General features: G+C 69.7%; 18 protein-coding genes, 2 tRNA genes and 1 pseudogene. 16 read left to right on the forward strand and 5 right to left on the reverse strand.

The genetic code is table 11. From position 1 onward, the window contains the following. Positions 1 to 479 precede the first annotated feature (479 nt). Positions 480 to 2,531, forward strand: coding sequence for a glycosyltransferase family 4 protein (locus BIV24_RS16935; RefSeq protein WP_245766843.1), 2,052 nt, complete (start codon positions 480 to 482; stop codon positions 2,529 to 2,531). Positions 2,532 to 2,647: 116 nt separating this feature from the next. On the opposite strand, the gene BIV24_RS16940 is transcribed toward BIV24_RS16935, so the two are convergent. Continuing rightward, positions 2,648 to 6,211, reverse strand: coding sequence for a bifunctional glycosyltransferase/CDP-glycerol:glycerophosphate glycerophosphotransferase (locus BIV24_RS16940; protein WP_071367162.1), 3,564 nt, complete (start codon positions 6,209 to 6,211; stop codon positions 2,648 to 2,650). A gap of 22 nt (positions 6,212 to 6,233) precedes the next feature. After that, complete coding sequence (locus BIV24_RS16945; protein ID WP_071367163.1) at positions 6,234 to 8,465, reverse strand: bifunctional glycosyltransferase/CDP-glycerol:glycerophosphate glycerophosphotransferase; 2,232 nt, start codon at positions 8,463 to 8,465, stop codon at positions 6,234 to 6,236. 331 nt (positions 8,466 to 8,796) lie between these two features. On the opposite strand from BIV24_RS16945, the gene galE reads away from it, so the two are divergent. The 6 genes from galE (at position 8,797) to BIV24_RS16975 (ending at position 15,068) form a co-directional block, all read left to right on the forward strand. Beyond that, the gene (galE, locus tag BIV24_RS16950; RefSeq protein ID WP_071367164.1) at positions 8,797 to 9,768 is read left to right on the forward strand and encodes a UDP-glucose 4-epimerase GalE; all 972 of its coding nucleotides are present in this window, start codon (positions 8,797 to 8,799) and stop codon (positions 9,766 to 9,768) included. A gap of 196 nt (positions 9,769 to 9,964) precedes the next feature. Then, complete coding sequence (gene proB, locus BIV24_RS16955; protein WP_177198747.1) at positions 9,965 to 11,092, forward strand: glutamate 5-kinase; 1,128 nt, start codon at positions 9,965 to 9,967, stop codon at positions 11,090 to 11,092. Between the two features lie 144 nt (positions 11,093 to 11,236). After that, on the forward strand, positions 11,237 to 11,740 hold the full coding sequence (locus tag BIV24_RS16960; protein WP_071367166.1) for a hypothetical protein: 504 nt from the start codon (positions 11,237 to 11,239) through the stop codon (positions 11,738 to 11,740). An 82-nt stretch (positions 11,741 to 11,822) separates the two neighbouring features. Further along, positions 11,823 to 13,109 carry a glutamate-5-semialdehyde dehydrogenase gene (locus tag BIV24_RS16965; RefSeq protein ID WP_071367167.1) on the forward strand — a complete coding sequence of 429 codons (1,287 nt, stop codon included), beginning with the start codon at positions 11,823 to 11,825 and terminating at the stop codon, positions 13,107 to 13,109. A 99-nt stretch (positions 13,110 to 13,208) separates the two neighbouring features. Beyond that, entirely contained in the window at positions 13,209 to 13,817 is a 609-nt protein-coding gene (locus tag BIV24_RS16970; RefSeq protein ID WP_071367168.1) for an SCO2584 family spore wall biosynthesis protein, read from the forward strand. Between the two features lie 183 nt (positions 13,818 to 14,000). Then, positions 14,001 to 15,068, forward strand: a complete 1,068-nt coding sequence (locus BIV24_RS16975; protein ID WP_071367169.1) for an SCO2583 family membrane protein — start codon at positions 14,001 to 14,003, stop codon at positions 15,066 to 15,068. A gap of 184 nt (positions 15,069 to 15,252) precedes the next feature. On the opposite strand, the gene BIV24_RS16980 is transcribed toward BIV24_RS16975, so the two are convergent. Continuing rightward, positions 15,253 to 16,392, reverse strand: a complete 1,140-nt coding sequence (locus BIV24_RS16980) for a M48 family metallopeptidase (protein ID WP_071367286.1) — start codon at positions 16,390 to 16,392, stop codon at positions 15,253 to 15,255. Between the two features lie 414 nt (positions 16,393 to 16,806). Here BIV24_RS16980 and BIV24_RS34450 point away from each other — a divergent pair, with 414 nt between their 5' ends. The 6 genes from BIV24_RS34450 (at position 16,807) to BIV24_RS17005 (ending at position 20,887) form a co-directional block, all read left to right on the forward strand. Further along, positions 16,807 to 16,962, forward strand: coding sequence for a hypothetical protein (locus BIV24_RS34450; RefSeq protein WP_177198748.1), 156 nt, complete (start codon positions 16,807 to 16,809; stop codon positions 16,960 to 16,962). Positions 16,963 to 17,044: 82 nt separating this feature from the next. After that, entirely contained in the window at positions 17,045 to 17,707 is a 663-nt protein-coding gene (nadD, locus tag BIV24_RS16985) for a nicotinate-nucleotide adenylyltransferase (protein WP_071367170.1), read from the forward strand. 16 nt (positions 17,708 to 17,723) lie between these two features. Further along, positions 17,724 to 19,493 (forward strand): LytR C-terminal domain-containing protein, encoded by a 1,770-nt coding sequence (locus BIV24_RS16990; RefSeq protein WP_071367171.1) that lies wholly within the window; start codon positions 17,724 to 17,726, stop codon positions 19,491 to 19,493. 113 nt (positions 19,494 to 19,606) lie between these two features. After that, entirely contained in the window at positions 19,607 to 20,053 is a 447-nt protein-coding gene (rsfS, locus tag BIV24_RS16995; RefSeq protein ID WP_071367172.1) for a ribosome silencing factor, read from the forward strand. Next, positions 20,050 to 20,718, forward strand: coding sequence for a histidine phosphatase family protein (locus BIV24_RS17000; RefSeq protein ID WP_071367173.1), 669 nt, complete (start codon positions 20,050 to 20,052; stop codon positions 20,716 to 20,718). Before rsfS ends, BIV24_RS17000 begins: the two co-directional genes overlap by 4 nt. A gap of 96 nt (positions 20,719 to 20,814) precedes the next feature. Further along, a tRNA-Ala gene (locus BIV24_RS17005) sits at positions 20,815 to 20,887 on the forward strand. 233 nt (positions 20,888 to 21,120) lie between these two features. Here BIV24_RS17005 and BIV24_RS17010 read toward each other — a convergent pair. Next, complete coding sequence (locus tag BIV24_RS17010) at positions 21,121 to 21,579, reverse strand: SgcJ/EcaC family oxidoreductase (protein ID WP_071367174.1); 459 nt, start codon at positions 21,577 to 21,579, stop codon at positions 21,121 to 21,123. Positions 21,580 to 21,668: 89 nt separating this feature from the next. Between BIV24_RS17010 and BIV24_RS17015 the strand changes: the two genes are divergently transcribed. The 3 genes from BIV24_RS17015 (at position 21,669) to BIV24_RS17025 (ending at position 23,092) form a co-directional block, all read left to right on the forward strand. Then, the gene (locus BIV24_RS17015) at positions 21,669 to 22,169 is read left to right on the forward strand and encodes a MarR family winged helix-turn-helix transcriptional regulator (RefSeq protein ID WP_071367175.1); all 501 of its coding nucleotides are present in this window, start codon (positions 21,669 to 21,671) and stop codon (positions 22,167 to 22,169) included. A gap of 477 nt (positions 22,170 to 22,646) precedes the next feature. Beyond that, entirely contained in the window at positions 22,647 to 22,880 is a 234-nt protein-coding gene (locus BIV24_RS17020) for a hypothetical protein (RefSeq protein WP_071367176.1), read from the forward strand. A 139-nt stretch (positions 22,881 to 23,019) separates the two neighbouring features. Then, positions 23,020 to 23,092 (forward strand) — tRNA-Ala (locus BIV24_RS17025). Positions 23,093 to 23,206: 114 nt separating this feature from the next. Here BIV24_RS17025 and BIV24_RS17030 read toward each other — a convergent pair. Continuing rightward, positions 23,207 to 23,990 (reverse strand): annotated as a pseudogene (locus BIV24_RS17030) (NADH-ubiquinone oxidoreductase-F iron-sulfur binding region domain-containing protein); the annotation flags it as partial. Positions 23,991 to 24,288 lie beyond the last annotated feature (298 nt).

The raw sequence follows: 24,288 nt of genomic DNA on the forward strand, positions 1-24,288 counted from the left end.
CGTACTGGACGTACTTGGGCTTTCGTCTGGCGCGGCGAGTGGGGGTACCCCCTGCTCGAAGAGCTTGGGGGAGCGTGCCGGGCGTCGCGACGGGGCGAACGTTGCCTGCCGCGGCACTGGAAGACTCGTGAAGACCTTGGGGTGACGGCCTCGACGCGTGGGCGGCGGGGCCGGACTCCTTCGTGTGGTGATGGGGGAATGGGCCGGGGAGACAGGGCGGGCCCCGCTCTTGCGTACCCGGTGCGTGGCGGGAACTCCTCACACCGTCCCCGCACATGTGTCTCAATCGTGATCTCTGGAGAACAACTTCTGGTCGTTCGACCTTGTCTGACATGCCGTAACGCCCCGCCTCGATCGGCGTACGGCTGTCGGCGGGGGAAATCAAGACAGGCGAGTCGGCGTACCCGTGCCGCAACCGGTTCTCGGACCGTGGTCAAGGGCGGCGTCGGCACCCGGCGTCCCGAATGGGGGTTTTCACTGTGAAGATCGCATTTCTGGTCCGCGACCTCTGCCACATGGGGGGCGTGGTGAGTGCGACCCAGAACCTGGCCGGTGCGCTCGCCGAGAAACACCAGGTGGAGATCGTGGCGCTGCGCAAAGTGCGCGACGAGTCGTACTTCCCCCTGGACCCGCGGGTGTCGGTGCGGGTGCTGAGCGATCTGCGTCCGCATTCGCCGGTCTCCGACGTGGACGACCCGCTCGTGGACAAGTTCCCGCTGATCTACCCGCTGAACGTCGGCGCCGAGAAGCCGGTCGTCAGCAGGCTTGCCGAACTGCGGCTGCTGGAGTACCTCGCCACCACGGACGCCGACGTGGTGGTCAGCTCCAGCCCGCGCAACACCATCATGCTGGCCCAGGCCCGGGGGACCTACCTCAAGGTCACCCAGGAGCACTCGAAGCCGGCCATCTACGCCAAGGACATCAAGGAGCGGCTGTTCCCCGCGTACCTGTCCCTGGACGCGTTGACGGCGCTCACGCCCGAGGAGGTCGCCGACATCGGCCGGCAGGTGCCGGCGGTCCGGGACCGGCTCGCGGTCATGCCCAACTGCGTGCCCGCCGCGCCGATCCGCTCCAAGGGCACCAACAAGGTCGTCATCACCGCCGGCCATCTCACCGACAACAAGAACCACGCGCTCCTCGTCGAGGCGTTCGCCCAGGTCCACGCCCAGGCGCCGGACTGGACGCTGCGCATCTACGGGAACGGCGCCGAGAAGGCCCGGCTGCGGGCCCGCATCGAGGAACTGGGGCTGTCCAACAGCATTTTGCTGATGGGTCCGGCCGCACCGGTCACGCCCGAGTTCGGCAAGGGTTCGATCTTCGTCCTGCCCTCGAAACGGGAGGCGTTCGGCAACGTGATCGTGGAGGCGATGGCGGCCGGGCTGCCCGTCGTCAGCACGGACGCCGACCACGGCCCGCGCAACATCCTCACCCACGGCGAGGACGGTCTGATCGTGCCGCGCGGTGACGTGGACGAGATGGCGAAGGCGATCCTGCAGCTGGTGCGGGACGACGAGCTGCGGCGGAAGATGTCCGAGAACGCCGTGCGCAACGCCGAACGCTTCCACGAGACGGCTGCCCGGGAGCGCTTCGAGGCCATCGTGGAGGAGGCGCTCGCCCGCAAGGCGCTGCCCCGGCATGCCACCGCCCGGGTCGACGCCGAGGGCAGCGTGTACATCGGTGTGGGGCGGCTGCCCGAGAACGCCCGGGGCGCCGACCTGGTGGTGCGCAGAGGCGGCAAGGACGTCGAAGAGCGCCGCTTCCCGCTGTCCGCCGACGGCGAGGCTCTCATCCCGTGGGACGCGGGCCTCCCGCACGGCTCCTGGAACACGCTCCTGGCCACCCCGTCGGGTGCCGAGGTGCCGCTGAGCACGGACGGCTACGGGTGCGACACCCGGGACCTGCTCGCCGTGGAGCTGCCCCGGCCTCAGGGTCATGCGCTGGCGCTGCTGCTGCCCTACCGGCACGACGACGGCGGGCTGCGGGTGCGCAGCGCGCTGCGCGAGGTGCATGCCGAGGTGGGCCCCGTGCAGGTGGACGAGCGGGTCATCCGGATCCGGGCGGACCTGTGGGGGGCCGAGCCGGGCTCGGGTGCGGTGGTGGAGGCTGTGCACCGCCGTGACAAGAAGCGCGTGCTCACCTTCCCGCTGCAGGACGCCAAGGGGGGAACGGTCGCGGCGGTGATCGACTGCCAGAGGCTGGCGGCGGAGCACTCCGACAAGGACGACAAGGAAGTCATCTGGGACTTCTGGGTCCGACCGGCGGACGGGGCGCCCCGTGTCGCCCTGGCGAAGCTGGCCACCGACGTGCTCAGGACGACCGACGTGTTCACCTTCCCGCGGCCCGTGCTCTCCTCCGGCTCCGCCACCCCGGCCGTTGCCGGCGCGCGACCGTCCGTGGTGAAGCGGGCCATACGCAAGGCCCGGGGCGCCCAGGGCGCGACGACGCCCCCGGCGGCGGCCAGCCGACGGACGGAACTGCGGCCGTACTTCACGGCCCTGAGCCAGTTCGCGGTGAAGACCGTGCGGCTGTGACCGTCTCGCCGCCCGCGGTGCGAGGCGGCCCAGACGCAGGGGAACAACGGGCCGGGCCCCAAAGGACGCGTCGCGTCCTTTGGGGCCCGGCCCGTTGTGTCACTCGGGCACGCCGGTCACAGCTCCCGGCTCTGCTCCAGCATCCGGTCCACGACCCGCGCGGAGGCGTGGCCGTCGTCCAGGTCGCAGAACAGGTGGTGGAAGCGGTCGAAGCGGTCCTGGTACTCGACCGACACCCGGTCGATGTCGCGGATCGAGTCGACCAGTTCCTTGGAGCTGAAGATGAGGGGCCCCGGTGAGTCCTGCTCGAAGTCGAAGTAGAAGCCGCGCAGCGTGTCCCGGTAGTGCTCCAGGTCGTAGGTGAAGAACAACATGGGCCGACGCAGGTGGGCGTAGTCGAACATGACCGAGGAGTAGTCCGTGATCATGATGTCGGCCGCGACGTACAGGTCCGCGATGTCCGGGTACTCCGACACGTCCCACACGAACCCGTTGCCCGCGCCGGGCACCGCGTCGACGACGTTGGAGTGGCGGCGGATGAGCAGGACGTGGTCGTCGCCCAACCGCCGCTGTGCGTCCTCCAGGTCGATCCGCAGGTCGAACAGGTACTGGCCGGCGCTGTGCGACTGGTCGTCCCGCCAGGTCGGTGCGTACAGCACCACCTTCTTCCCCGCGGGCAGGCCGAGCCGCTCCTTGACGCGTGCGGCGATGCTGTCCTTGTCGGGTGAGTAGAGGTAGTCGTTGCGCGGGTAGCCCGCCTCCTGGATCTCACCGTCGTACGAGAACGCACGCTTGAGGATCGGTGTGCTGAAGCGGTTGGAGGACACCAGCAGGCTCCACTGCTTGGCCTCCAGCGCCAGCTTCTCCTGGTAGCGGCGGTCGAAGTGCAGGGTGTCGATGTCGTGGCCGATCTTCTTCAGCATCGTGCCGTGCCAGGTCTGCACGATGGCCTGGCCGGGCCGCCGCTCGATCCAGGCCGGCAGGTGGCCGTTGGTGACGATGTAGCGGCTGGAGGCCAGCGCCTCGTACCACTCACGGCCCCACATCCGCACCGGCTCGACACCCTCGGGCAGGATGACCTGTCCGTCGCGCACGGCCCACAGGTGCTTCAGGTCCGAGCCTCGGCCCACCAGCTCCTCGTACATGGCCCGCGGGCTGTCGGAGAACTGCTTGCCGTTGTAGCTGAGGTAGAAGACCTGGTCCTTCAGCGGCTGCTGCCGCAGCGGCTCGTACAGTTCACGGCGCAGCTGATTCTGGCGGTAAGAACCGCGCTCCAGGTCGTTCAGCTCGGAACGGCAGTTCAGCTGCGGGAAGTCGGCCCAGCGGTTCTCCAGCTGGTAGAGGCGTCCGCCCAGCTCGGCGTTGAGGGGGAACTGCGAGGCCGCAAGCCGGTCGATGACGAAGGGGACGTCGGGCGTCTCCCCTTCGGACGGACGCAGGAAGAGGTTCCAGCGGCCGGCTCGCAACGGCACGTTGCCGCTGCCGCCGAGCGCGGAGGGGTCGAAGTCGACCTCGAAGCGGCCGTCCTCGGACCAGCGCGCCTCCACGAACCGCTCCTCGAAGCGGTTGCGGGGCTTGAGCAGGAACCGTGCGCCGGTGAGCCGGGCGTCGGTGTGCGCGGCGATGGTGATGCGGCCGTCCTTCACGCCGACACGGTCGATCACGGCGCGCCGGGTGCGCCCGGAGAACTTCAGATAGCCGGTGTTGCCGGCGACTACGGCCACTTCGCATGGCACGGCCTGCTCACCGAGCGAGGCGGGCGGGTGGAACCGTGCGTCGGCCAGGCCCTCCTGGAGCACGGTGCTGAACTGACGCTCAGTGCCCCGCGGGTCCGTGGCGACCATGACGGTGGACCAGGTGCGGCTCGTCGGCTGGGCCTTGGCGTCGATGCTCTCGTGGAACGTCAGCGCCACATCGGCCACCGGGACCTCCACCGAGAACCGGCGCGTGCCGCCCTCCTCGGTCACGGTCACCGGGTACTCGTGGACCTCGGCGCCCTTCTGGTTCTTCACCCGCAGCACCACGTCCTCGCCCGCGGCGAGGGGGACCCGGATCTCGCCGGTGACCTTAATCCGGTCGCCCTCCAGCGTCCGCCCGGTGATCAGTGCACGGACCTTCTCGATCCGCAGCTTGAGCGCGCTGCCCTCGACGGACGGCAGCAGCCGGAAGTCGGGGCTCAGCCAGTGGTACGGCGGGAAGTTGCAGGGGGCGCCGCCGCTGGACTGCACGGCGGTGCGGCGTACCAGGCCGGAGGCGTAGAGGCCGAGCCCCACGTGCCACATGCCCTCCTGCCACTCACCGCCCTTGCGCAGCCGGGCGGGGTCGATGGCGACCTCCCAGCCCGCCCAGTCGTAGTTGTAGCGGTCCTGACCGGAGTCGGTGGTGCATTCGGGGCGCTGCAGGTTCCGTGCGGGCAGCAGAATGCGGCGGCGCGACTTGTCCTTGCGCAGCTGCAGCACCTTCACCGAGGAGTGCTTGGACGCCAGGTCGATCTTGTCGATCCAGGCGTTGCCGGACAGCACCAGCTTGCCCTGCGACCAGGCGATCTCCTTCAGCGGTGCGCGCATCTTCAGGTCCCGGTCGATGCGCAGCGCCTTGCGGGGGAATTCCACCTCGGCGTCGGCCAGGGACGGGAAGGAGGCGTACTTGCGGACCAGGCCGCGGACCTCGATGGCTTCCTTGCGCCGCTGCCCGGCCTGCAGGGTGATCAGCTCGTCGAGCTGGTGCTTGCGTACCAGGAGCCACTGCACCCGCAGCGGGGTCGGCAGCGCCATGACGATCTTGGGGTCGATGTGGTCCAGGAAGCGGTTGGCCGAGCGCAGGAACTCGGCGCGGTACTCCGCGTCACCGTCGGGCACCACGTTGAGGAACAGCCGCAGGTCGTCGAGGAGGACGCGGGTGTCGTACTCCTGCTTGAGCCGGGCGAAGGACTCGCCGGTCTGCTTGCCCAGGAAGGCGCTGATCTCCAGCACGGACGTGACACGGTCGCGCACGCCGGCCGGGTCGGTGCGGCGCTGCGTGATGGAGGGGGCGGACTCGCCCTCGCGCAGCCGCCAGTAGTAGCACGGCTCGGAGATGACGTCGACGGCCTCGGCGAGGTAGTGGGCCCGCATGGTGACGGGGGTGTCCTCGTACAGGCGGCCCTCGGGGAAGGCGAAGCCGTTCTTCTCCCAGAACGTCCGGCGGAACACCTTGTTGCAGGCGATCCGGTCGGCGACGAGCTTGCCGTATTCGGATATGTGGGTGCGCTGGCGGGCCTCGCCCGCGAGCATCCGCATCAGCGGCACCTGCCAGGACTTCTCGCCCTTGAGGTGGAAGACGTTACCGGTGGCGAAGTCCGAGCCGCTGTCGTCCAGGCTGCTCATCATCAGGCGGTAGGCATCCGGTGGGATGACGTCGTCGCTGTCGATGAACGTCAGGAACTCCGACTGGGGGGCCATGTGGGCGATACCCGTGTTGCGGGCGGCCCCCAGGCCTCCGTTCTCCTTGCGTATCAGCCGGAAACGGGGGTCGCGCGCCGCGTACGTCTCGGCGATCGCCGCCGAGTCGTCCGGCGAACCGTCGTCCACCATCAGGACCTCGAAGTCCTGGAACGACTGTGCCGCCAGCGAGTCGAGACAGGCCGGCAGATAACGCTCGACGTCGTATATGGGAACGATGACACTGAGCCGAGGAGCCATGGCCAGGTTTTCCTTTCGGGGGTCAGGCCTGCTCGACCAGTTCGAGCGCTTGGGCAGGCGTCGGTGCGTGGGAACGCTTGGCGAACGGGACGAACGGAAGCAAAGTCGCCTCGCCGAGGAAGACGCGCCGGACCACGCGTTCAGCCGCTCGCCCGTCGTCGAACTCGCAGAAGCGCCGGCGGAAGGCGGCCCGGTGTTCGGCCGCCTCCTGACCGTCGTAGGCGTCTGATACGAGCAGACCGATCAGGTCGGCCTGCGAGGTGGCCACCGCGCCGGGCGGTTCCTGAAGCAGGTTGAAGTAGGTGCCGCGCACCGCGGAGTAGATGTCCCAGTCGGGGGCGTAGGTGATGATCGGCCGGTCCAGGATCGCGTAGTCGAACATCGCGGAGGAGTAGTCCGTGATCAACGCGTCCGCGGCGAGGTACAGCTCCTCCACCCGGGTGTGCCCCGAGACGTCGACGATCCGGCCGCTGCGGCGCAGTTCGGCGACGTGCGGGGAGCTTCCGTAGAAGTAGTGGCCTCGTACCAGCAGGGTCACGTCGGGCCCCAGGTCCTCGGCGACCCGGGCGAGGTCGAGGCTCGGTACGAAGCCGGGCTGGTACTCGCGGTGGGTGGGCATGTAGAGGAAGGCCTTGGTGCCGTCGGCCAGCCCGAGCGCGGCGCGTGCCCGGCGCACGTCGTGGGACGTGGCGTTCACGAGGATGTCGTTGCGTGGATAGCCGCTCTCCAGGGAGGTGAACGAGCAGGGGTACACCCGTTCCCACACGGCGGTCGAGAACCGGTTGGAGCTGAGGCTGAAGTCCCAGCGGTCAGAGCGTTCGAGGAGCTTGTCGAAGCTCATGTCCGTCGACGCCGGGTACTTGCGCTGGTCCAGACCCATGGTCTTCAGCGGTGTGCCGTGATGGGTCTGCAGGTGGACCTGCCCCTCACGCTTGACCACGCGGTCGGCGAAGTTCACGTTGTTGACGAGGTACTTGGCGCGAGCGAGGGCGGCCCAGTACTCGCGGGAGCCCACGCGGACGTACTCCACGCCCTCGGGTATGCGGTCCACGTCGTCCGGCCGGATGGCCCACACACGCCGGATGTGCGGGGCGAGACGGGCGAGTTCGGCGTCGATGGCAGCCGGGTTGCAGGAGACGCTGCGGCTCCAGTAGGCGGAGAACAGCGCCAGGTTCTCGTCGAGCGGAAGCTTCAGTTGCGACTGGTAGAAGATGCCCATCGCGCTGCGCTTGGACCGCTTGATGGCGGTGCGCGCACGGGTCTTGACCGCCTGACGCAACCGCGCCGCGGTCGTCGCACCGGCCATGGTGGTGTACGCGTCCCGCTCCAGCAGGGAGTACTTGTGGCCGCGGCTACCGGCCGGCCGCTGGAAGTCCTTGGGGACTCGGGCACGGTAGTCCTCGGCGGCGCGGTGGAAGAACTCCGCCCGCGCGTCCTGGGGCAGACGGTCGGGACGTTCCAGCACCGTCAGGTAGTGGTTGACCATCTTGCGGAACAACCGCTCGCGCCACTGGGAGAGTTCGGGGTGGGCGTCGACGAACTCGAAGACGCGGCGGTACTGGTCGAAGACGTCGAAGTGCTTGCGGCTGACGGTCTTCAGGATGTTGCCGCCCTCGCGCCGCTGCCGGTACATCACACAGACCCGGTCCAGCAGGGCGATGCGCTCCGCGCTGATCATGGAAGGGAACGTCCAGGGCGCGTCCTCGTAGTACCCCGGCGGGAAGGTGAGGTCGTGACGGGCGATGAAGTCCCGGCTGTAGGCCTTGTTCCAGACGATCTGCAGCAGATCGAGCAGTTGCGGCCGGTCGGCGAGCGGGAACACGTCCGGTCCGTCGCCCTTGAGCAGGTCCGCCCGCTGGTTGGGGAGGATCCGGCCGTCCCAGTAGCTGCGGGCGTAGTCGTAGACGAGGATCTCGGGGTCACCGGTGTCCTCGAGGCGGTTGGCTATCGCCGTGAGCGCACCGTCGGTCAGCGTGTCGTCACTGTCCAGGAACAGTACGTAATCGCCCGCGGCCTTTTCCAGTCCGGCGTTGCGCGCGCGCCCGAGCCCCACGTTCTCCGTGAGGTGAATCACATGAACTCGCGAATCCCGCTCCGCGTATTCGTCGAGAATGGCACCCGAACCGTCGGGCGAGCAGTCGTCGACCGCGATGATCTCGAAGTCCGTGTAGTCCTGCCCGAGTACCGAGTCGAGGCACTCGGCGAGATAACCCTGCACCTTGTATGCGGGGACGACGAGAGAGAGTCTGGGCATCCTTACAACCTGTTCCGGGGACTACCACACGAGCGTGAGCTGGGGCCAGAGCGCACTTCGTCAGGTGATCGAATCGAAGCGCACCGCCGCATCAGCGTAAGGGATTCACTAGAAGTTTCCGTGGGCACGGTAGTCAGATGGTCAAGGGGGTCGCCATAGTCCCGAGAGTTCTCCCGAGGGCGCTCGTCGCCCCTTTCCGGCCGACTGGAGAACTTCCGTAGGGTTGCTCTCGCCCGCCGGTTTTGACGTTGTGTCCTAAATGCCGGACTCGATTTTCCCGGGCGCATGCACGAGTCTGCTGCACATTGACGAAGACCTGGGAGGCGTGAGGATGAGCTGGCTGGTCACGGGCGGCGCCGGGTACATCGGGGCACACGTGGTGCGTGCCATGACCGAGGGTGGCGAACGCGTGGTCGTCTACGACGACCTGTCGACCGGCAGCGCCGACCGGGTGCCCGCCGATGTGCCGTTGGTCGTGGGCAGCGTGCTGGACGCGGCCCTCCTTGAGCAGACGATCCGTGACCACGCCGTGACCGGCGTGGTCCACATCGCAGGCAAGAAGCAGGTGGGGGAGTCGGTGGAGCGGCCCCTCCACTACTACCGGGAGAACGTCACCGGCCTGCAGACCCTCCTGGAGGCGATGACGGCCACCGGCGTCACCAGGATCGTCTTCTCCTCGTCCGCCGCCGTCTACGGCATGCCGGACGTGGACGTCGTGACCGAGGACACGCCCTGCGTGCCCATGAGCCCTTATGGCGAGACCAAGTTGGCCGGTGAGTGGCTGATCGGTGCCGCCGCACGGGCCCATGGCATCCGGGCCGCCTCCTTGCGCTACTTCAACGTGGCCGGGGCGTCCGCCCCCGAACTGGCCGACTCGGGCGCCTTCAACCTCATCCCCATGGTGTTCGAGCGGCTCGAGGCCGGCGAGGCCCCCCGGATCTTCGGCGACGACTACGCCACGCCGGACGGCACTTGCGTACGCGACTACATCCACGTCCAGGACATCGCCTCCGCTCACCTGGCGGCGGCGCGACGTCTGAGCGAAGCGCCGGAGGGAACCGCGCTCACCCTCAACATCGGCCGTGGTGAGGGCAGTTCGGTCCGGCAGATGGTGGATCGCATCCTCAAGGTCACCGAGAACGAGCACATGACGCCCGAGGTGACCGCCCGTCGGCCCGGCGATCCGGCGCGCGTGGTCGCGTCGGCGGACCGCATCCGTGAGGAACTGGGATGGGTCGCCCGCCACGATCTGGACGAGATGATCGAGTCCGCCTGGCAGGGGTGGCGCCACCACCACGCCTGAGGCCGCATGGCGCCCGGCGGCGGCAGCGGGTCGGCCGGGCGCAGGAGCCTTGAGGTCCGGGTCGTCAGGGGAACGTCGGCAGACCGCGGACCGTCCGCCCACCGGACGGGAGCGCACCCCGCACAGCCCCTTCGCGTAGATTGCCCTGAAGGGCAGCGGATCCGCATCGAGCGCGCGTGAAAGGGGCGGACCACACGTGACAGGGGCAAGGCAGGCCGTGGGCGAGGCCCGCAGGGTCGTCGTCAAGGTGGGCTCCTCCTCTCTGACGACCGCCGCGGGCGGACTGGACGCCGACCGGGTCGACGCGCTCGTCGACGTGCTGGCCAAGGTGCGCAGCGGCGGGGAGAAGGAGGTCGTCCTGGTCTCCTCCGGCGCCATCGCCGCAGGCCTCGCCCCCCTCGGACTGCGCCGCCGCCCCCGTGACCTGGCCCGTCAGCAGGCCGCCGCCAGCGTCGGCCAGGGCCTCCTGGTGGCCCGCTACACCGCGTCCTGCGCACGCCACGGCATCCGTGTCGGCCAGGTGCTGCTCACCTCCGACGACACCAGCCGCCGCGCCCACCACCGCAACGCCTCCCGCACGCTCGACAAGCTCCTTGCGATGGGCGCGCTGCCCGTCGTCAACGAGAACGACACGGTCGCCACGGACGAGATCCGCTTCGGCGACAACGACCGCCTCGCCGCCCTTGTCGCCCACCTCGTTCACGCCGACCTCCTGGTCCTCCTCTCCGACGTCGACGGCGTCTACGACGGCGACCCCAGCAAGCCCGGCACTTCCCGGATAGCGGAGGTACGGGGACCGGAGGACCTCGCCCACGTGGAGATCGGCAGCGCGGGCAAGGCCGGCGTCGGCACCGGCGGCATGGTCACCAAGGTCGAGGCGGCCCGGATCGCGGCCGCAGCCGGCATCCCCGTGGTGCTCACCTCCGCCGTCCACGCCGCAGACGCCCTCGCGGGCCGGGACACCGGCACCTACTTCCATCCCACCGGCAGGCGCTCCGCGGACCGGCTGCTGTGGCTGCAGCACGCCTCCACCCCGCAGGGCGCGCTCACGCTCGACGAGGGGGCCGTGCACGCGGTCGTCGCACGCCGCAAGTCGCTGCTGCCCGCCGGTATCGCGGCGGTCGAGGGCGACTTCACGGCCGGTGACCCCGTCGAACTGTGCGACAGCGAGGGCCGGGCGGTGGCGCGCGGGCTCGTGAACTTCGACGCCCAGGAGATTCCACGACTGATCGGCCGCTCGACCAGGGAACTGGCGCGCGAACTCGGTCCCGCGTACGAGCGCGAGGTCGTCCACCGGGACGACCTGGTCGTCCTCCACCCGTAACGGGCGGCCGAAAGGCATGCCCCGCGAGGGTCGTGGGGTGGGGACGTTCCGTAAAACCACCCCACGGAGCCGTGCGGCCTGCTCAACTTTGTTCCACGGGCACATTCCGTACGAGCACCACGAGCACTGCGTAAGGAGGCCGTCGTGAGACGAGTACGCCCTGGGGCGTCGGCGTCCCGCGGTCGTGGCACCCCCGGTGCCTCCCGTGCGGGCGGTGGAGAGCGCACGCTGACCAGCGTCGCCGTCGGCGAGACGTACGAGGATTGCGGTGATACGGCGGAGGAGGCGTATGAACGGCCCGGCGACGCCCCCCGCCTGTGGCACGTCACGCTCAGCGTCTCCGGCGACAAGGCCCCGCTGAACGAGGTCCGGCGCGCCCTGGAGCAGCTCGCCCACGACCACCCTTTTCTGCTGACCAGCCGCTATGCGGGCGACCACGCGGAGATCCGTTACTGGGAGGAGGCCCGCGACCTGCACGACGCCGCCGCCGTCGCGCTGCGCCTGTGGGGCGAGCACCGCCACAGCGCGGGGCTCCCGCCCTGGGAGATCGTCGGCCTGGAGGTCATCGATCGCGAGACGTACCACCATCGCGTCGCCGAGGGGTACGGCCCGCCGCCCGCGACCCGGGTGGGCATACAGCCCTTTTGAGACCTCCTGAGATCCTTCGCGACGCGTCTCGGCGTGTGGGATGACCCGTGGGTGGGACCGTCCGGCGCACTACCCTTCCCCCATGACCACGCTCTCGCCGTACGACTCGATGTCCCCGGTCGCCCAGGCCGCCTACCGTGCTCAGGCCGCCGCCGCCGACCTCGCGCCGCTGCCGCGCGCCGAGAAGGACGACGCGCTGCTCGCCATCGCGGACGCGCTGGAGGTCCGTGCGAGCGAGATCGTCGAGGCCAACGCCCGGGACATCGCCCGCGCCCGCGAGGCCGGTACCAGTGAGGCGGTCATCGACCGGCTCACGCTCACCCCCGAACGGATCCGGGCCATCGCCTCCGATGTGCGGGACGTGGCCGCACTGCCCGACCCGGTCGGCGAGGTCGTCCGCGGCTCCACCCTCCCCAACGGAATCGACCTGCGCCAGGTCCGTGTCCCGCTCGGCGTCGTCGGGATCATCTACGAGGCCCGCCCGAACGTGACGGTCGACGCCGCCGCACTGTGCCTGAAGTCCGGGAACGCGGTGCTGCTGCGCGGTTCGTCCTCCGCGTACGAGTCGAACACCGCCCTCGTACGGGTCCTGCGCGACGCGGTGGGCGGCGCCGGGCTGCCCGCCGACGCCGTGCAGCTCGTGCCCGGTGAGGGCCGCGAGTCCGTGCACGAGCTGATGCAGGCCCGCGGCCTGGTCGACGTACTCATCCCGCGCGGCGGTGCCTCCCTGATCCAGACCGTCGTCCAGGGTTCGAAGGTCCCGGTCATCGAGACGGGCACCGGCAACTGCCACGTCTACGTCGATGCCCGGGCCGACATCGACATGGCGATCGAGATCCTGATCAACTCGAAGGCCCAGCGGGTGAGCGTGTGCAACGCCGCCGAGACGCTCCTCGTCCACCAGGACATCGCCGCCGAGTTCCTGCCGCGCGCCCTGGAGGCCCTCGCGGACGCCGGGGTCACCGTGCACGCCGACGAGCGCGTGATGGCCTACGCCAAGGATTCCCGGGCCACGGTGGTGGAGGCCACGCCGGAGGACTGGGACACCGAGTACCTCTCGTACGACATCGCCGCCGCGGTCGTGGACTCCCTGGACAAGGCCGTGCAGCACATCCGGCTGTGGAGCTCCGGCCACACCGAGGCGATCGTCACCACCTCGCAGCAGGCCGCCCGCCGTTTCACCCGATTGGTGGACTCGACGACGGTCGCCGTGAACGCGTCCACGCGCTTCACGGACGGCGGCCAGTTCGGCTTCGGCGCGGAAATCGGCATCTCCACCCAGAAGCTGCACGCCAGGGGGCCGATGGGCCTGCCGGAGCTGACGAGCACCAAGTACATCGTGACCGGGGACGGGCATGTACGGCCCTGAGTGTCCTGCGCTCCGGTAACTGTCTGTGAACCGTCCCGCCAGGCAGATGAAATTCCTTACCGTCTGCCCAAATTGACCCCCTAGGTCTACTCTGGATCCGTGCCGGAGGACGTGGGGGGCATGCCGTTTCACGACGGCCGGGAGCCCGACGACGACCGCGACCGCGGAGGCAGGGACGAAGAGTTCGCCTCCGTGGTCTTCGACGAGGCCTTCGTACGGGCCGCCGTGGTCCATGAGCCCACGGCCGTGGAGAGACTCCTCGCCGCCGCCGAGGCCCGCGCGGAGGCCCAGGAGGCCCAGGAGGCCCAGGAGGCCGAGGCGCGTCGGGCGCGTGCCAGGCGCGCGCGAGCCGACGAGGACGGATTCGGGTCCGACGAGGGTCGTGAATTCGGCCTTGGCCGGGAACTGGACGACCTGGACGACCTGGAGATCCTGGAAGGCCACTACGGCGCGCGGGGCGGCTATGGCAGGGGCGCCCGCTGGCACCGCCCGGTCGCCTGGATGCTGGCCCTCGTGATGGGCATAGGCATGGTCGCCCTGGCCTTCACCGCGGTGTACCGGGGAGCGTCCTCGGGCCGTCAGGAGCCGGTTCCGTCGCCCACCAGGACCGGCCTGGAGCAGGGCCAGAAGGCCACTGCGGGCACGGGCCCCTCGGCTTCCGTGGAGTACTCGCCCCCGGCGTTCTCGGCGGTTCCGCGGACACCCTGACGTACAAGGGCCTGGGCACTTCTGCTTCCGCGGTGCCGCATACCGCCCGAAGCGGGTGGTCCTTACACTCGGCCGGTCGCCCGACCCCGGTTCGGCGTCCGTTTGCGATCCTGGTGAAGACCTGTCAGAAGTTGTCGTGTACCAGGGCGTTTACCTGAGCGCCGGGAGACCTAATCTGAAGGTATGGGCGGGCTTGGAGACCCACCTGAGGGGGCATCCGCGGGTGCTCCCGGCGGTGGCGAGGACGAATACCGATCTGTCGTGTTCGACGAGTCGTTCGTCAGGGCTGCCCGCCTCCAGGAGTACTCCGCGCGGGAGCGCATAGCCGACCACGCCCCGGCCGTACGCCGCCGTCCGGCGCTGCGCCGCGGACTTCCCCGGCAGGCACTGATCCTCGTCGTGCTGATGGCCGTCGCGTTCGGCACGGCGATCTACATGAGCCTGCGCCACTCGGATGAGGCGTCCACGGTGCGATCGGTCGAGCCGCTGCGGATGACGGTGATACCCCTGGCCCCGCGCTCCGCCGTGCCCGGCTCCACGGACCCCGAGGCGCTGTACGCGCACAGCCCCGCCGCCCGGTTCCGCGTCGGCGCCGAGGGCATCACGCTGCCCGCCGTCCGGCGCATCCCGCACTTCTCCGACGACCAGGTCGTCGCGGCCCTGGCCACGGCGAAGGACTACCTCGTCAAGTCCTCGCTGGACCCGGCCGTCCTCACCGGCGGTGCCACCCGCCCGGTACGGCTCCTGCTGGCCCCCCAGCAGCTCGACCAGTTCGACCGGAGCTTCGCCCGCCCGGCCGCGGACGGCCGGCACGCGCCCACGGGCTGGCTGGTCCGTTTCGACTCCTCCCGCGTCCAGTTGGCCGACCACCGTATCCGTGTCCAGGGCACACTGCGGGTGGCGGAGGCCGATTCCGGGGCGCTGGAGGTCACCGCCGACCACATCCTGGTGTACGCGCTGAAGCCGGTCGGATCCGATGCGAAGGCGCGGGCCTCGCTGTTCACCGTGCGGCGCGAGCTGACTCTCCGCTTCGACCACGACGACCTGCGCCTGCACCAGGCCGAGCTGGTCGTCTCCTACGTCCAGGCCGGGCCGCTCGCCTGCTCCGAGGACTCCATGAGCCAGCTGCGGCCGCTGCTGGCGGGACAGATGGCCAAGGCGGGCGGCCCGGTCGGCACCGACCCGTACGCGACGGACAGCGCCACGGCGCTGTGCGGCACTCTGGCGGCGGGCGCACAGCCGAAGCCGTGAGCGACCGGGACCGCCGCCCCAGGGCAGGCCGGGAGCGCTGAGCGGACGGGCGCCCCGGGACCGCGCATCGCGTCGCGGGCTTCCGGGGAGGCCGATCCCCAGGCGCCCTCCGGTTCAGGGCAGCCGACGGTGGGGGCATCCCCGGCCGTCCGGCCCGCCCGCAGGCCGGTCCGGGGCGCCGGGATCAGCCGTCGGCGTCCGGGTTCTCGTCGTCCGGCCGGCTGTCGCGCGGCTCGCGCGGCGCGTCCTTGGGCGCGTCCTTGGGGGAGTTGCCGGCGAAGCCGGCGAAACCGCGCCGTACCCGGCCGCCGAAGTCGCCCGCGAGGTCGCCCGCGCCGCCCGCGATATCGGTGACCAGCTTCATCAGCGGATCCTTGGAGCGCTTCACCTCGTTCGCGTAGCTGGCCGCGGACTGGCGGAAGGAGTCCGACACCGAGGTGTCCTTGTCCTCGTCGCGCCGCGGGTAGTGACCGTCCATGATGCGCTGGTAGTCACGGGTGGCGGCCCACTTGCGCAGCTCGGCCGCGCGGACCGTGGCGAAGGGGTGGGTGCGCGGCAGCACATTGAGGATCTTGAGCACGGAGTCGCGCAGGTCGCCCCCCGCCTCGTACTCCTCGGCCTGCTCCAGGAACGCGTCCACGTTCATCTCGTGCAGGTGGTTGCCACCCGCGATCTTCATCAGGCCGCGCATCGAGGCCTGCAGGTCCTGCCCGACCAGCAGCCCGGCCCGGTCGGCCGACAGCTCCGACTTGCGGAACCACTCGCGCAGCGCGGTCACGATTGCCATGATCGCGACGTTGCCCAGCGGGATCCAGGCGACCCGGAGCGCGAGGTTGGTCAGGAACAGCAGGATGGTCCGGTAGACGGCATGGCCGGACAGCGCGTGCCCGACCTCGTGCCCGACGACAGCCCGCATCTCTTCTTCGTCCAGCAGTTCGACGAGCCCCGTCGTCACGACGATGATCGGTTCGTCCAGGCCGATGCACATCGCGTTCGGCTGCGGGTCCTGGGTGACGTACATCGGCGGGACCTGCTCCAGGTCCAGGATGTGGCAGGCGTCCCGCAGCATGTCGTTGAGATGCGCGAACTGCATGTCCGAGACCCGTACCGAGTCGGAGAGGAACAGCAGCCGCAGGCTGCGCTCGGGCAGCAGGCCGCTGAGGGCCTTGAAGACCGTGTCGAAGCCGCTGAGCTTGCGCAGGGCCACCAGGGCCGAACGGTCCGCCGGGTGTTCGTACGCGCGCGAGGAGATCCCCGGGAATCGCCTGCGCTGCCTGCTCGGCATGCTCTCGTGCTCGTTCTGCTCATGACCGACATCGGACATGTGGTCCCCCATGTGTCTGAAGGCTCAGTGTGCGTTTGAACATCGGACGACCGCGCGGCGTGCGCCTACTCACCGCACGCCTGGCCGATGTGCCCCCGAAGCGGGATCCAGCCTAGGCGGAGATACGGCGACAGGGCAGCACGGAATGCGGAGCGATCCCGGGGAGCACCTCCCCGCCGCCCGGCTCGCCGAGGCCGTACCGGCCGCCGACCGAGCCGACCCCGTCGGTTTGCGACCCCGGCAGCCGGGGAGAGGCCGCTGATCGGCCGGCCTCGCGGACGCGTCCGTCCCGGTCCGGCGCCTTTGGAAGGCGCCCATCTCTCCAACGGTGGAGTCGGCGTGATCGGCGCGGAGGCTCCCGCATACGATGAGCGGACGTCTTTATCCCGCCCAAACGGATAGGTTCTGCCGAAGATGAGCTTCCACAGCACCGCTGCACAGTTGGCCACCCTCGCCGAGGGCGAAGGCGGCAATCACGAGAGCCTCAGCCCGTTCGTGACGGGTGGAGCGGCCTTCCTCATCCTTCTCGTCCTGCTGTGGATCACGACCCGCTTCAACCGCGACCGCTGAGCCCGGCACGCGGCCGGTCCCCGTCCTTGGCGGGGGGCCTGTCGAACGGTGCCCGGCGGCCGGGCCGGTAGGGTCTGCACGCATGGGAGAGCAGCACATGCCCACCGGTCCGGCGAAGGGCCTGGGACCCGGCCCCGGAAGCGGGCCGTCGAACCCGGGCAAACGCCGCCTCGGCGTGATGGGCGGAACGTTTGACCCGATCCACCACGGGCACCTCGTCGCGGCCAGTGAGGTCGCCGCACAATTCCACCTCGACGAGGTGGTGTTCGTGCCCACCGGCCAGCCGTGGCAGAAGACCGACCGCAGGGTCAGCCCGGCCGAGGACCGCTATCTGATGACGGTCATCGCGACCGCCGAGAACCCCCAGTTCTCGGTCAGTCGCATCGACATCGACCGCGGTGGCCCCACCTACACCACGGACACCTTGCGTGATCTGAAGGCCCTCAACCCCGACACCGACCTCTTCTTCATCACCGGCGCCGACGCGCTCAGCCAGATCCTCACCTGGCGCTACACGGACGAGTTGTTCTCCCTCGCGCACTTCATCGGCGTCACGCGCCCCGGCCACACTCTGGCCGACCCGGGGCTTCCCGAGGGCGGTGTCTCGCTCGTCGAAGTTCCCGCGCTCGCCATCTCGTCCACAGACTGCCGTGTGAGGGTCGCCCAGGGCGCACCGGTCTGGTATCTGGTGCCGGACGGCGTGGTGCGCTACATCGACAAGCGGCAGTTGTACCGCGGCGACTGAGCCGAGAGGGGCACCGGTGAACGACCGATACGACGGATACGCGGGCGGCGACCAGTACGAGCTCGTCGGCTACGACGAGTTCGGGCAGCCTGTGTACCGGCAGGTGCCCATGCGGCAGACCCCGCAGGGCTACGACCTCTACGGCACCCAGCACCAGCAGCACCAGGAGCCCCAGAGCTACGGATACGACCCGTACGCCGCCGGCCTTCAGCAGCCCATGGCGCCGTACAACACCGGTCTGCAGCAACCGGTGTCCTCCCACGACACCGGCCAGCAGCCGCCTGTGGCCTCCTACGACCCCTACTCCCCGTACGGCACCGCCACCACCGGCGACTACGACCCGTACGGCCAGACCGCAACCAGCGGACAGCAGCCGCGCGTTGCCGAACAGACCGCCTACATCCCGCAGCAGGCGGGCCCGGCCGAGAGCGCTCCGGGCCCCGCGGGCGGCTTCGCCGACGGTGGCGCGCCCGGACGGGCGCAGGCCGACTTCGGGAAGGAGCCGCAGGGCGAACGCGACTACCGCACCGAGCAGTTCGCGTTCGTCGAGGATCCCGAGGGCGACCCCGAAGACGTCATCGACTGGATGAAGTTCACGGAGAACCGCACCGAACGCCGTGAGGAGGCCAGGCGCCGCGCCCGCAGCCGGATCGTCGCCCTCGCCGTGGTCCTCGCCCTGGTGGTCGTCGGCGGCGTCGGCTACCTCTGGTACGCGGGCAAGCTGCCGGGCACTTCCTCCGGCGGCGCATCCGGCACGGAGTCGGCCGCGGGCGCCCAGAACCGCGACGTGATCGTCGTCCACCTGCACAACACCAAAGCCGGCGGCACCTCCACGGCGCTGCTCGTCGACAACACCACCACCAAGCAGGGCGCAACCGTCCTGCTGCCCAACTCCCTTGCCCTGAGCACCGACGACGGCACCGCGACCACCCTTGCCAAGTCGGTCGCCGACGACGGCTCCTCCGGCACCGGCGACTCCATCGATGCAGTCCTGGGCACCAAGGTCGAGGGCACCTGGCGTCTCGACACCCCCTACCTGAACAACCTCGTCGAACTCGTCGGCAACATCGAGGTCACCACCGACACCGACGTCCCCGACCCGGGCGCCGAGAAGAAGGGCGGCCCGCCCCTGGTACACAAGGGCGAGCGGCAGAGCCTCAGCGGCAAGATGGCCGTCGCGTACGCCACTTACCAGGCCTCCGGCGAGTCCCAGGACGCCCAGTTGGAGCGGTTCGGTCAGGTCATGCAGGGCGTGCTGCGCAAGTTGTCCTCGGACCCGCAGGCCGCGACGGTCACCGTGCAGACGCTCGCGCAGATCCTCGACCCGTCCCTGACGGACAAGGACCTCGGCGCCTTCCTCGCCAAGCTCGCGGACCACGCCAAGCAGGGCGACTACAAGACCGAGCTGCTGCCGGTCCAGTCCGACGGCACCGTCGGCGAGAAGGCCACCGACAGCGTGGTGAAGAACCTGCTCGGCGGGACCGTGAAGAGCCCCGAGGCCGGCGACGCCGTCCGGGTCGGCATCACGAACGCCACCGGTTCCAAGGGCGCCACCGAGCAGGCCCGCGTCGCCCTGGTCAATGGCGGCTACTCCTTCATCGACGCCGGCACCGGCACCACCCAGGCCATGTCCCAGGTCACCTACGCCGATGACGGTCAGAAGGACAGCGCGATCGAGGTCGCCAAGACCCTGGGTCTGCCCACCGGCTCCGTGAAGAGGGGCAAGGTCACGTCGAACGCCGGCGTCTCCGTCGTCCTCGGCCAGAACTACAAGACGTCGTCATGACACGGGTCACACCTCGGCGTGCCGGGGTGTGACCCCCGTAATCACCTGGGGTGTCGTCGGCAGTCCGTGAGACCCTTGTGGTTACCACTGACCGCCCTACGGAAAGCCTTGTAGTGACCGCCACGGACCGTTCTCTCGAGCTCATCAACACCGCCGCCCAGGCAGCGGCCGACAAGCTCGCGCACGACATCGTCGCCTATGACGTCAGCGATGTGCTCTCGATCACGGACGCCTTTCTGCTCGCGTCCGCGCCCAACGACCGCCAGGTCAAGTCGATCGTCGACGAGATCGAGGAGCGGCTGAACAAGGAACTCGGCGCCAAGCCGGTGCGCCGTGAGGGCGACCGCGAGGCCCGCTGGGTGCTGCTGGACTACGTCGACATCGTGGTGCACGTCCAGCACAGTGAGGAGCGCGTCTTCTACGCCCTGGAGCGGCTGTGGAAGGACTGCCCCGAGCTGGACCTGCCCGCCGACGCCCGGGCCACCCGTGGCAAGGCCGCCGAGCACGCCAGGCTGCGGGCCGCCGAAGAGGCCGCGGAGCTGGGCGGGGAACTGCGGTGACCGTCCAGGGCGCCGGCACCCGGAAGACGGGCCGGGGCCGCCGCCTCATCCTCTGGCGTCACGGCCAGACCTCGTGGAACGTGGAGCGGCGCTTCCAGGGCTCCACGGACGTCGAGCTGACCGGGGCCGGCCTCGGTCAGGCCCGCCGCTCCGCCCGCCTGCTCGCCTCCCTCGAGCCGGACGCCATCGTCGCCTCCGACCTCACGCGCGCCGTCACCACGGCCGCCGAGCTGGCCGCGCTCACGGGCCTGGAGGTCACCCTCGACGAGGGCCTGCGCGAGACGTACGCGGGCGTCTGGCAGGGGCTGACGCACGAGGAGATCCTCGCCCGGCACGGCGAGGAGTACGCCGCCTGGAAGCGCGGTGAGCCCGTCCGCCGCGGCGGCGGCGAACTGGAGACCGAGGTCGCCGACCGCGCCGCCCCCGTGGTGCTGCGGCACGCCGAGAAGCTTCCCAAGGACGGCACCCTCGTGGTGGTCAGCCACGGCGGGACGATCCGCACCACCATCGGCCGCCTGCTCGGCCTGGAGGCCCGTCACTGGGAGAGCCTCGGCGGTCTCTCCAACTGCTCCTGGTCCGTCCTCGGTGAAGGCGCTCACGGCTGGCGCCTTCTGGAGCACAACGCAGGCACCCTGCCGGAGCCGGTCCTCGGCGACGACGACTGACGCCTTTTCACCCGCTGCCGGTACCCGGATTTCACTTTCCGGCAGGTCGCAGGCTAAAGTTCTTCTTGTTCGCCCCGCCGGGCGGGAAGAACACGAGGGGCTATAGCTCAGTTGGTAGAGCGCCTGCATGGCATGCAGGAGGTCAGGAGTTCAATTCTCCTTAGCTCCACGGATCGACACTTTCGAAGGTGTCAAGGATCGATACGAAAGATCCCGTCCCCGACAGGGGGCGGGATCTTTCATGTTGCCCGCAGCGCGCCGTTGTCGCTGCTCCCCGCCTCGGCCGTTGCAGGGCGTGACGAGCGGCACAATCTCTCCCACCGCTCCCTTGCTCAGGTGCTCCCCGGAGCTGCTCATGTTCCCCACCCTTCTCGGGTGGTGGGGAGCGAGCGGCGTCGGAGCCTACTTCTCGGCGGCCGGGACGGAGTCCGGGGCGAACCGGTAGGAGATGGATTCCATCAGTGGCCTGTGCTTGGTGTTGTGGAAGGCCGCGATGCGCCACTTCCCGTCGTCCTGGCGGACCAGGGTGTAGGTCTGGACCTTGGTGAGTTTGTGCGGCCGCTTGTTCTTGTAGGTGTCGCCGCGCCCGTTGACGACGGCTGTGTCGGGACCGGGGAAGCGGATGTCGAGGACCTCGTCCGCGAGCTTGGTGCCCTTGATGAACGTCGCCCACAGCGCGCGGTGGCTGTCCGCGATGTCCCGGCGCCCCTGGTAGAGGGTGCCGATGTAGGTGGTGTAGGTGGCGTCCTCGGTGAACAACTCGCCGTACGCCTCGGCGTCGTGCCGCCCCCAGGCGGTGACGAGTTCGTTCAGCACCGATGTGATGGCGGCGACGTCCTGCGCGGTCGTGGTCGTCGTCATGGCGCACTCCCTCTGGTTAGACTGGCGCAGAATCTCTACGGGAGCAGTATCTGCATCTGTGCAGATAAATTTAGGAGATGTTTCCATCGATGGCAACCCCGGCGGACGCAGCAGATGAACACGTCGTCTTCCGTCAGTACCTGGACGCGGTGGGGCTTCAGGGCCTGGCCGGTGCGGAGGCTGCCGGACTGCACACATCGGAGTGGTACGCGCTGAGCCTGATCACCCTGGAGGGCAGCCTCACCTCAGGTGAACTGGCCTCCAGGACCGGGCTCACCACCGGTGCCACCACCCGTCTGATCGACCGCCTCGAACGGGCCGGGTATGTCCGCCGCGTCGCGGACCCCAAGGACCGCAGACGCGTGATCGTCGAGCCGGTGCCCGACGGGCTCGGCCGCATCGAGGAGGTCCTGAGCCCCGCCCGCCGTCACATCGCCGAGGTCCTGGCGCGCTACACCCCCGAGCAGCGCGCCCTGCTCTTCGATTACTTCAGGCAGGCCGCACCCGCGTTCCGCGCGGCCACGGAGGAGATCCGCAAGAGCGCGGCCCCGCGGCGCAGCAGGACCACCCACGCCAAGGGCGACAGTTGACCGCGGACGCAATGAGACCTGCCATCGGTTGCCGAGCCTGACCAGGCGTCACTTCACCGATGAGGCACGGGCGAACGCGCTCCGTTCGGCGCGCCCTTCCTCAACCGGCTTGAGTCAGACGGGGATCCGGGGGCGTACAGCTCTTCGGGTGCGCTCCTCACCTGCATGTACACGCTGGTTGAGGCGGCCACTGCGGGGGCCGCGTCCCGACCGGTACGAAGGCGTCGCTGACCGTATTGGTCCCGCCGTGGCAGAATCAAACGGCCGGAAGGGGGCGCGGCCCGACGGGAGGGAGAAGCGATGCCTGCGAGCATCCGCGGGGAGGTCCACGATCTTCCCGCAGTGGCGGTGACACGTCGGAATGCCACTCTCCTCGACTGCCCTGCCTGCGGTTCGGCCCACGTTGCCCAGGTCCTCGGCGACAACGGTGGCATTTCCTACGTGTGCACGGCCTGCGGCCACAGCTGGAGCTGATCGATGGGGGCACACAGGCGGAAGTGCGACTGGTGCGGCAGCGGCACGCCGATCGTGCGTGACATGGAGCCGGTCAACCCGGGCTACCAGTACTGGTGCGAGGAATGCGCGCGGGCGCTGATCATAAAAGGCGACCCGATCGAGACCTACCGGGAACTGGAGGGGGAGCCGATCTACGGCCGGCTCCTCGACGAGCACTGCACGCTCAAGCGTTTCTACTCGTTCGCGACGGCCTGATCAGGACCGGTATCGGCCTTCGTCTCCCCCGGGAACGGAACCGATTTGGTGGTGCACCCGGTGGAGCGTGTAATGTTGGCGTCGCCGCCGGGGAAACCGGGCGACACAAACAACATGCGGCTCGGCCGCATGGCCGCAAGGGGCTATAGCTCAGTTGGTAGAGCGCCTGCATGGCATGCAGGAGGTCAGGAGTTCAATTCTCCTTAGCTCCACAGAAGTTGAAGGCGGTCCATCCGATGGGATGGGCCGCCTTCGGCGTATGTGCCCGAAGAGGGACCGGACGGAGGGCCGCCTCGCTCGGGTGGTCTGCCGTCTGGTCCGCTCGCTCAGCGGCCGAGGGCGCGGCGCCCCCGGCCCTGGGACAGTACGGGCAGGTTGCCGTGGGACGGTGCCCCGGCGCGTGTGTCCTGCTCGATCCGCAGCGCCGGCGCCGGGCAGCGGCGTACGGCCCGCAGCGCCTTCGCCTCCGCGTACCGCGGCACCGGCGCCTGGGCGGCGGTGGGGAAGCCGTCGGCGCCCAGCTCGAAGACTTCCGGGAGGGTGTCCGCGCACAGGCCGTGGCCGCGGCGCAGCGTCCAGTCGACGAAGATCTTCTGCCGGCCGGCACCCGCCTCCCGCTCGGCCCGCCCGCCCTCCAGGAGCGGCAGCGCGCCCTCCACGGGCCTGCCGCAGCCATGACCGAGGACATGCGCCGCCAGGTCGTCCGTGAAGGCCTCGATGGTCGATTCCGGAAACATCGCCGAGCCGTCCGGGTGTGAGCACGTACCACGCCTCTTCACGCTCTTCGCGACCTGCTTGAGTGCCTCCTGGGCGGCGGGACCGCCCCCGCCCAGGATGTCTTCCAGACCGCGGGCCGCCGCGGGCAGCCCGAGATGGCAGGGGCCGCACTGCCCCGCGCTCTCCTCGGCCAGCCACCTGGCCACCTGCAGGGACTCGCCCAGCGGGCAGGTCTCCTGGCCGAGGGGCAGGATCGCGCCGACGCCCAGCGAGCCGCCCACGGCCTCCAGGGAACCGCGCGAGACGACGGCCTGGCCGACCGTCGCCGCGTCGATCCATCTGCCGTGGCAGCCGCCGGTCAGGCACGCCCTGCGGGACCGGCGGGGCGCCGGCTCGAAGGTTCATGGGGGTGACTCCGGACGGTCTCGGGAAGGCGGTCCCGCTGCTGCACTCCAGGTCGCTCCAAACCGAGCGGTACGGGATTTGAGTTATTGCGTCGTTATCAAAGGCAGGGAGGTTGTCCATGTCCGGTTGACCGCCATGACACGAAGTGGTGTTTGAACCCTGTTCATCTTTTCGAGATCTTCACAACCCGACCGTCGACGTCCGGGTACGGTCCCGCCCCGTATCGGGCTCCCTTCCGCCCTCGGGTGTGCCGGGCCCGTCGCGGCGTCCTTGGGCGCTGCGGTAC

Source organism: Streptomyces colonosanans (assembly GCF_001866645.1).
Lineage (GTDB): Bacteria > Actinomycetota > Actinomycetes > Streptomycetales > Streptomycetaceae > Streptomyces > Streptomyces colonosanans.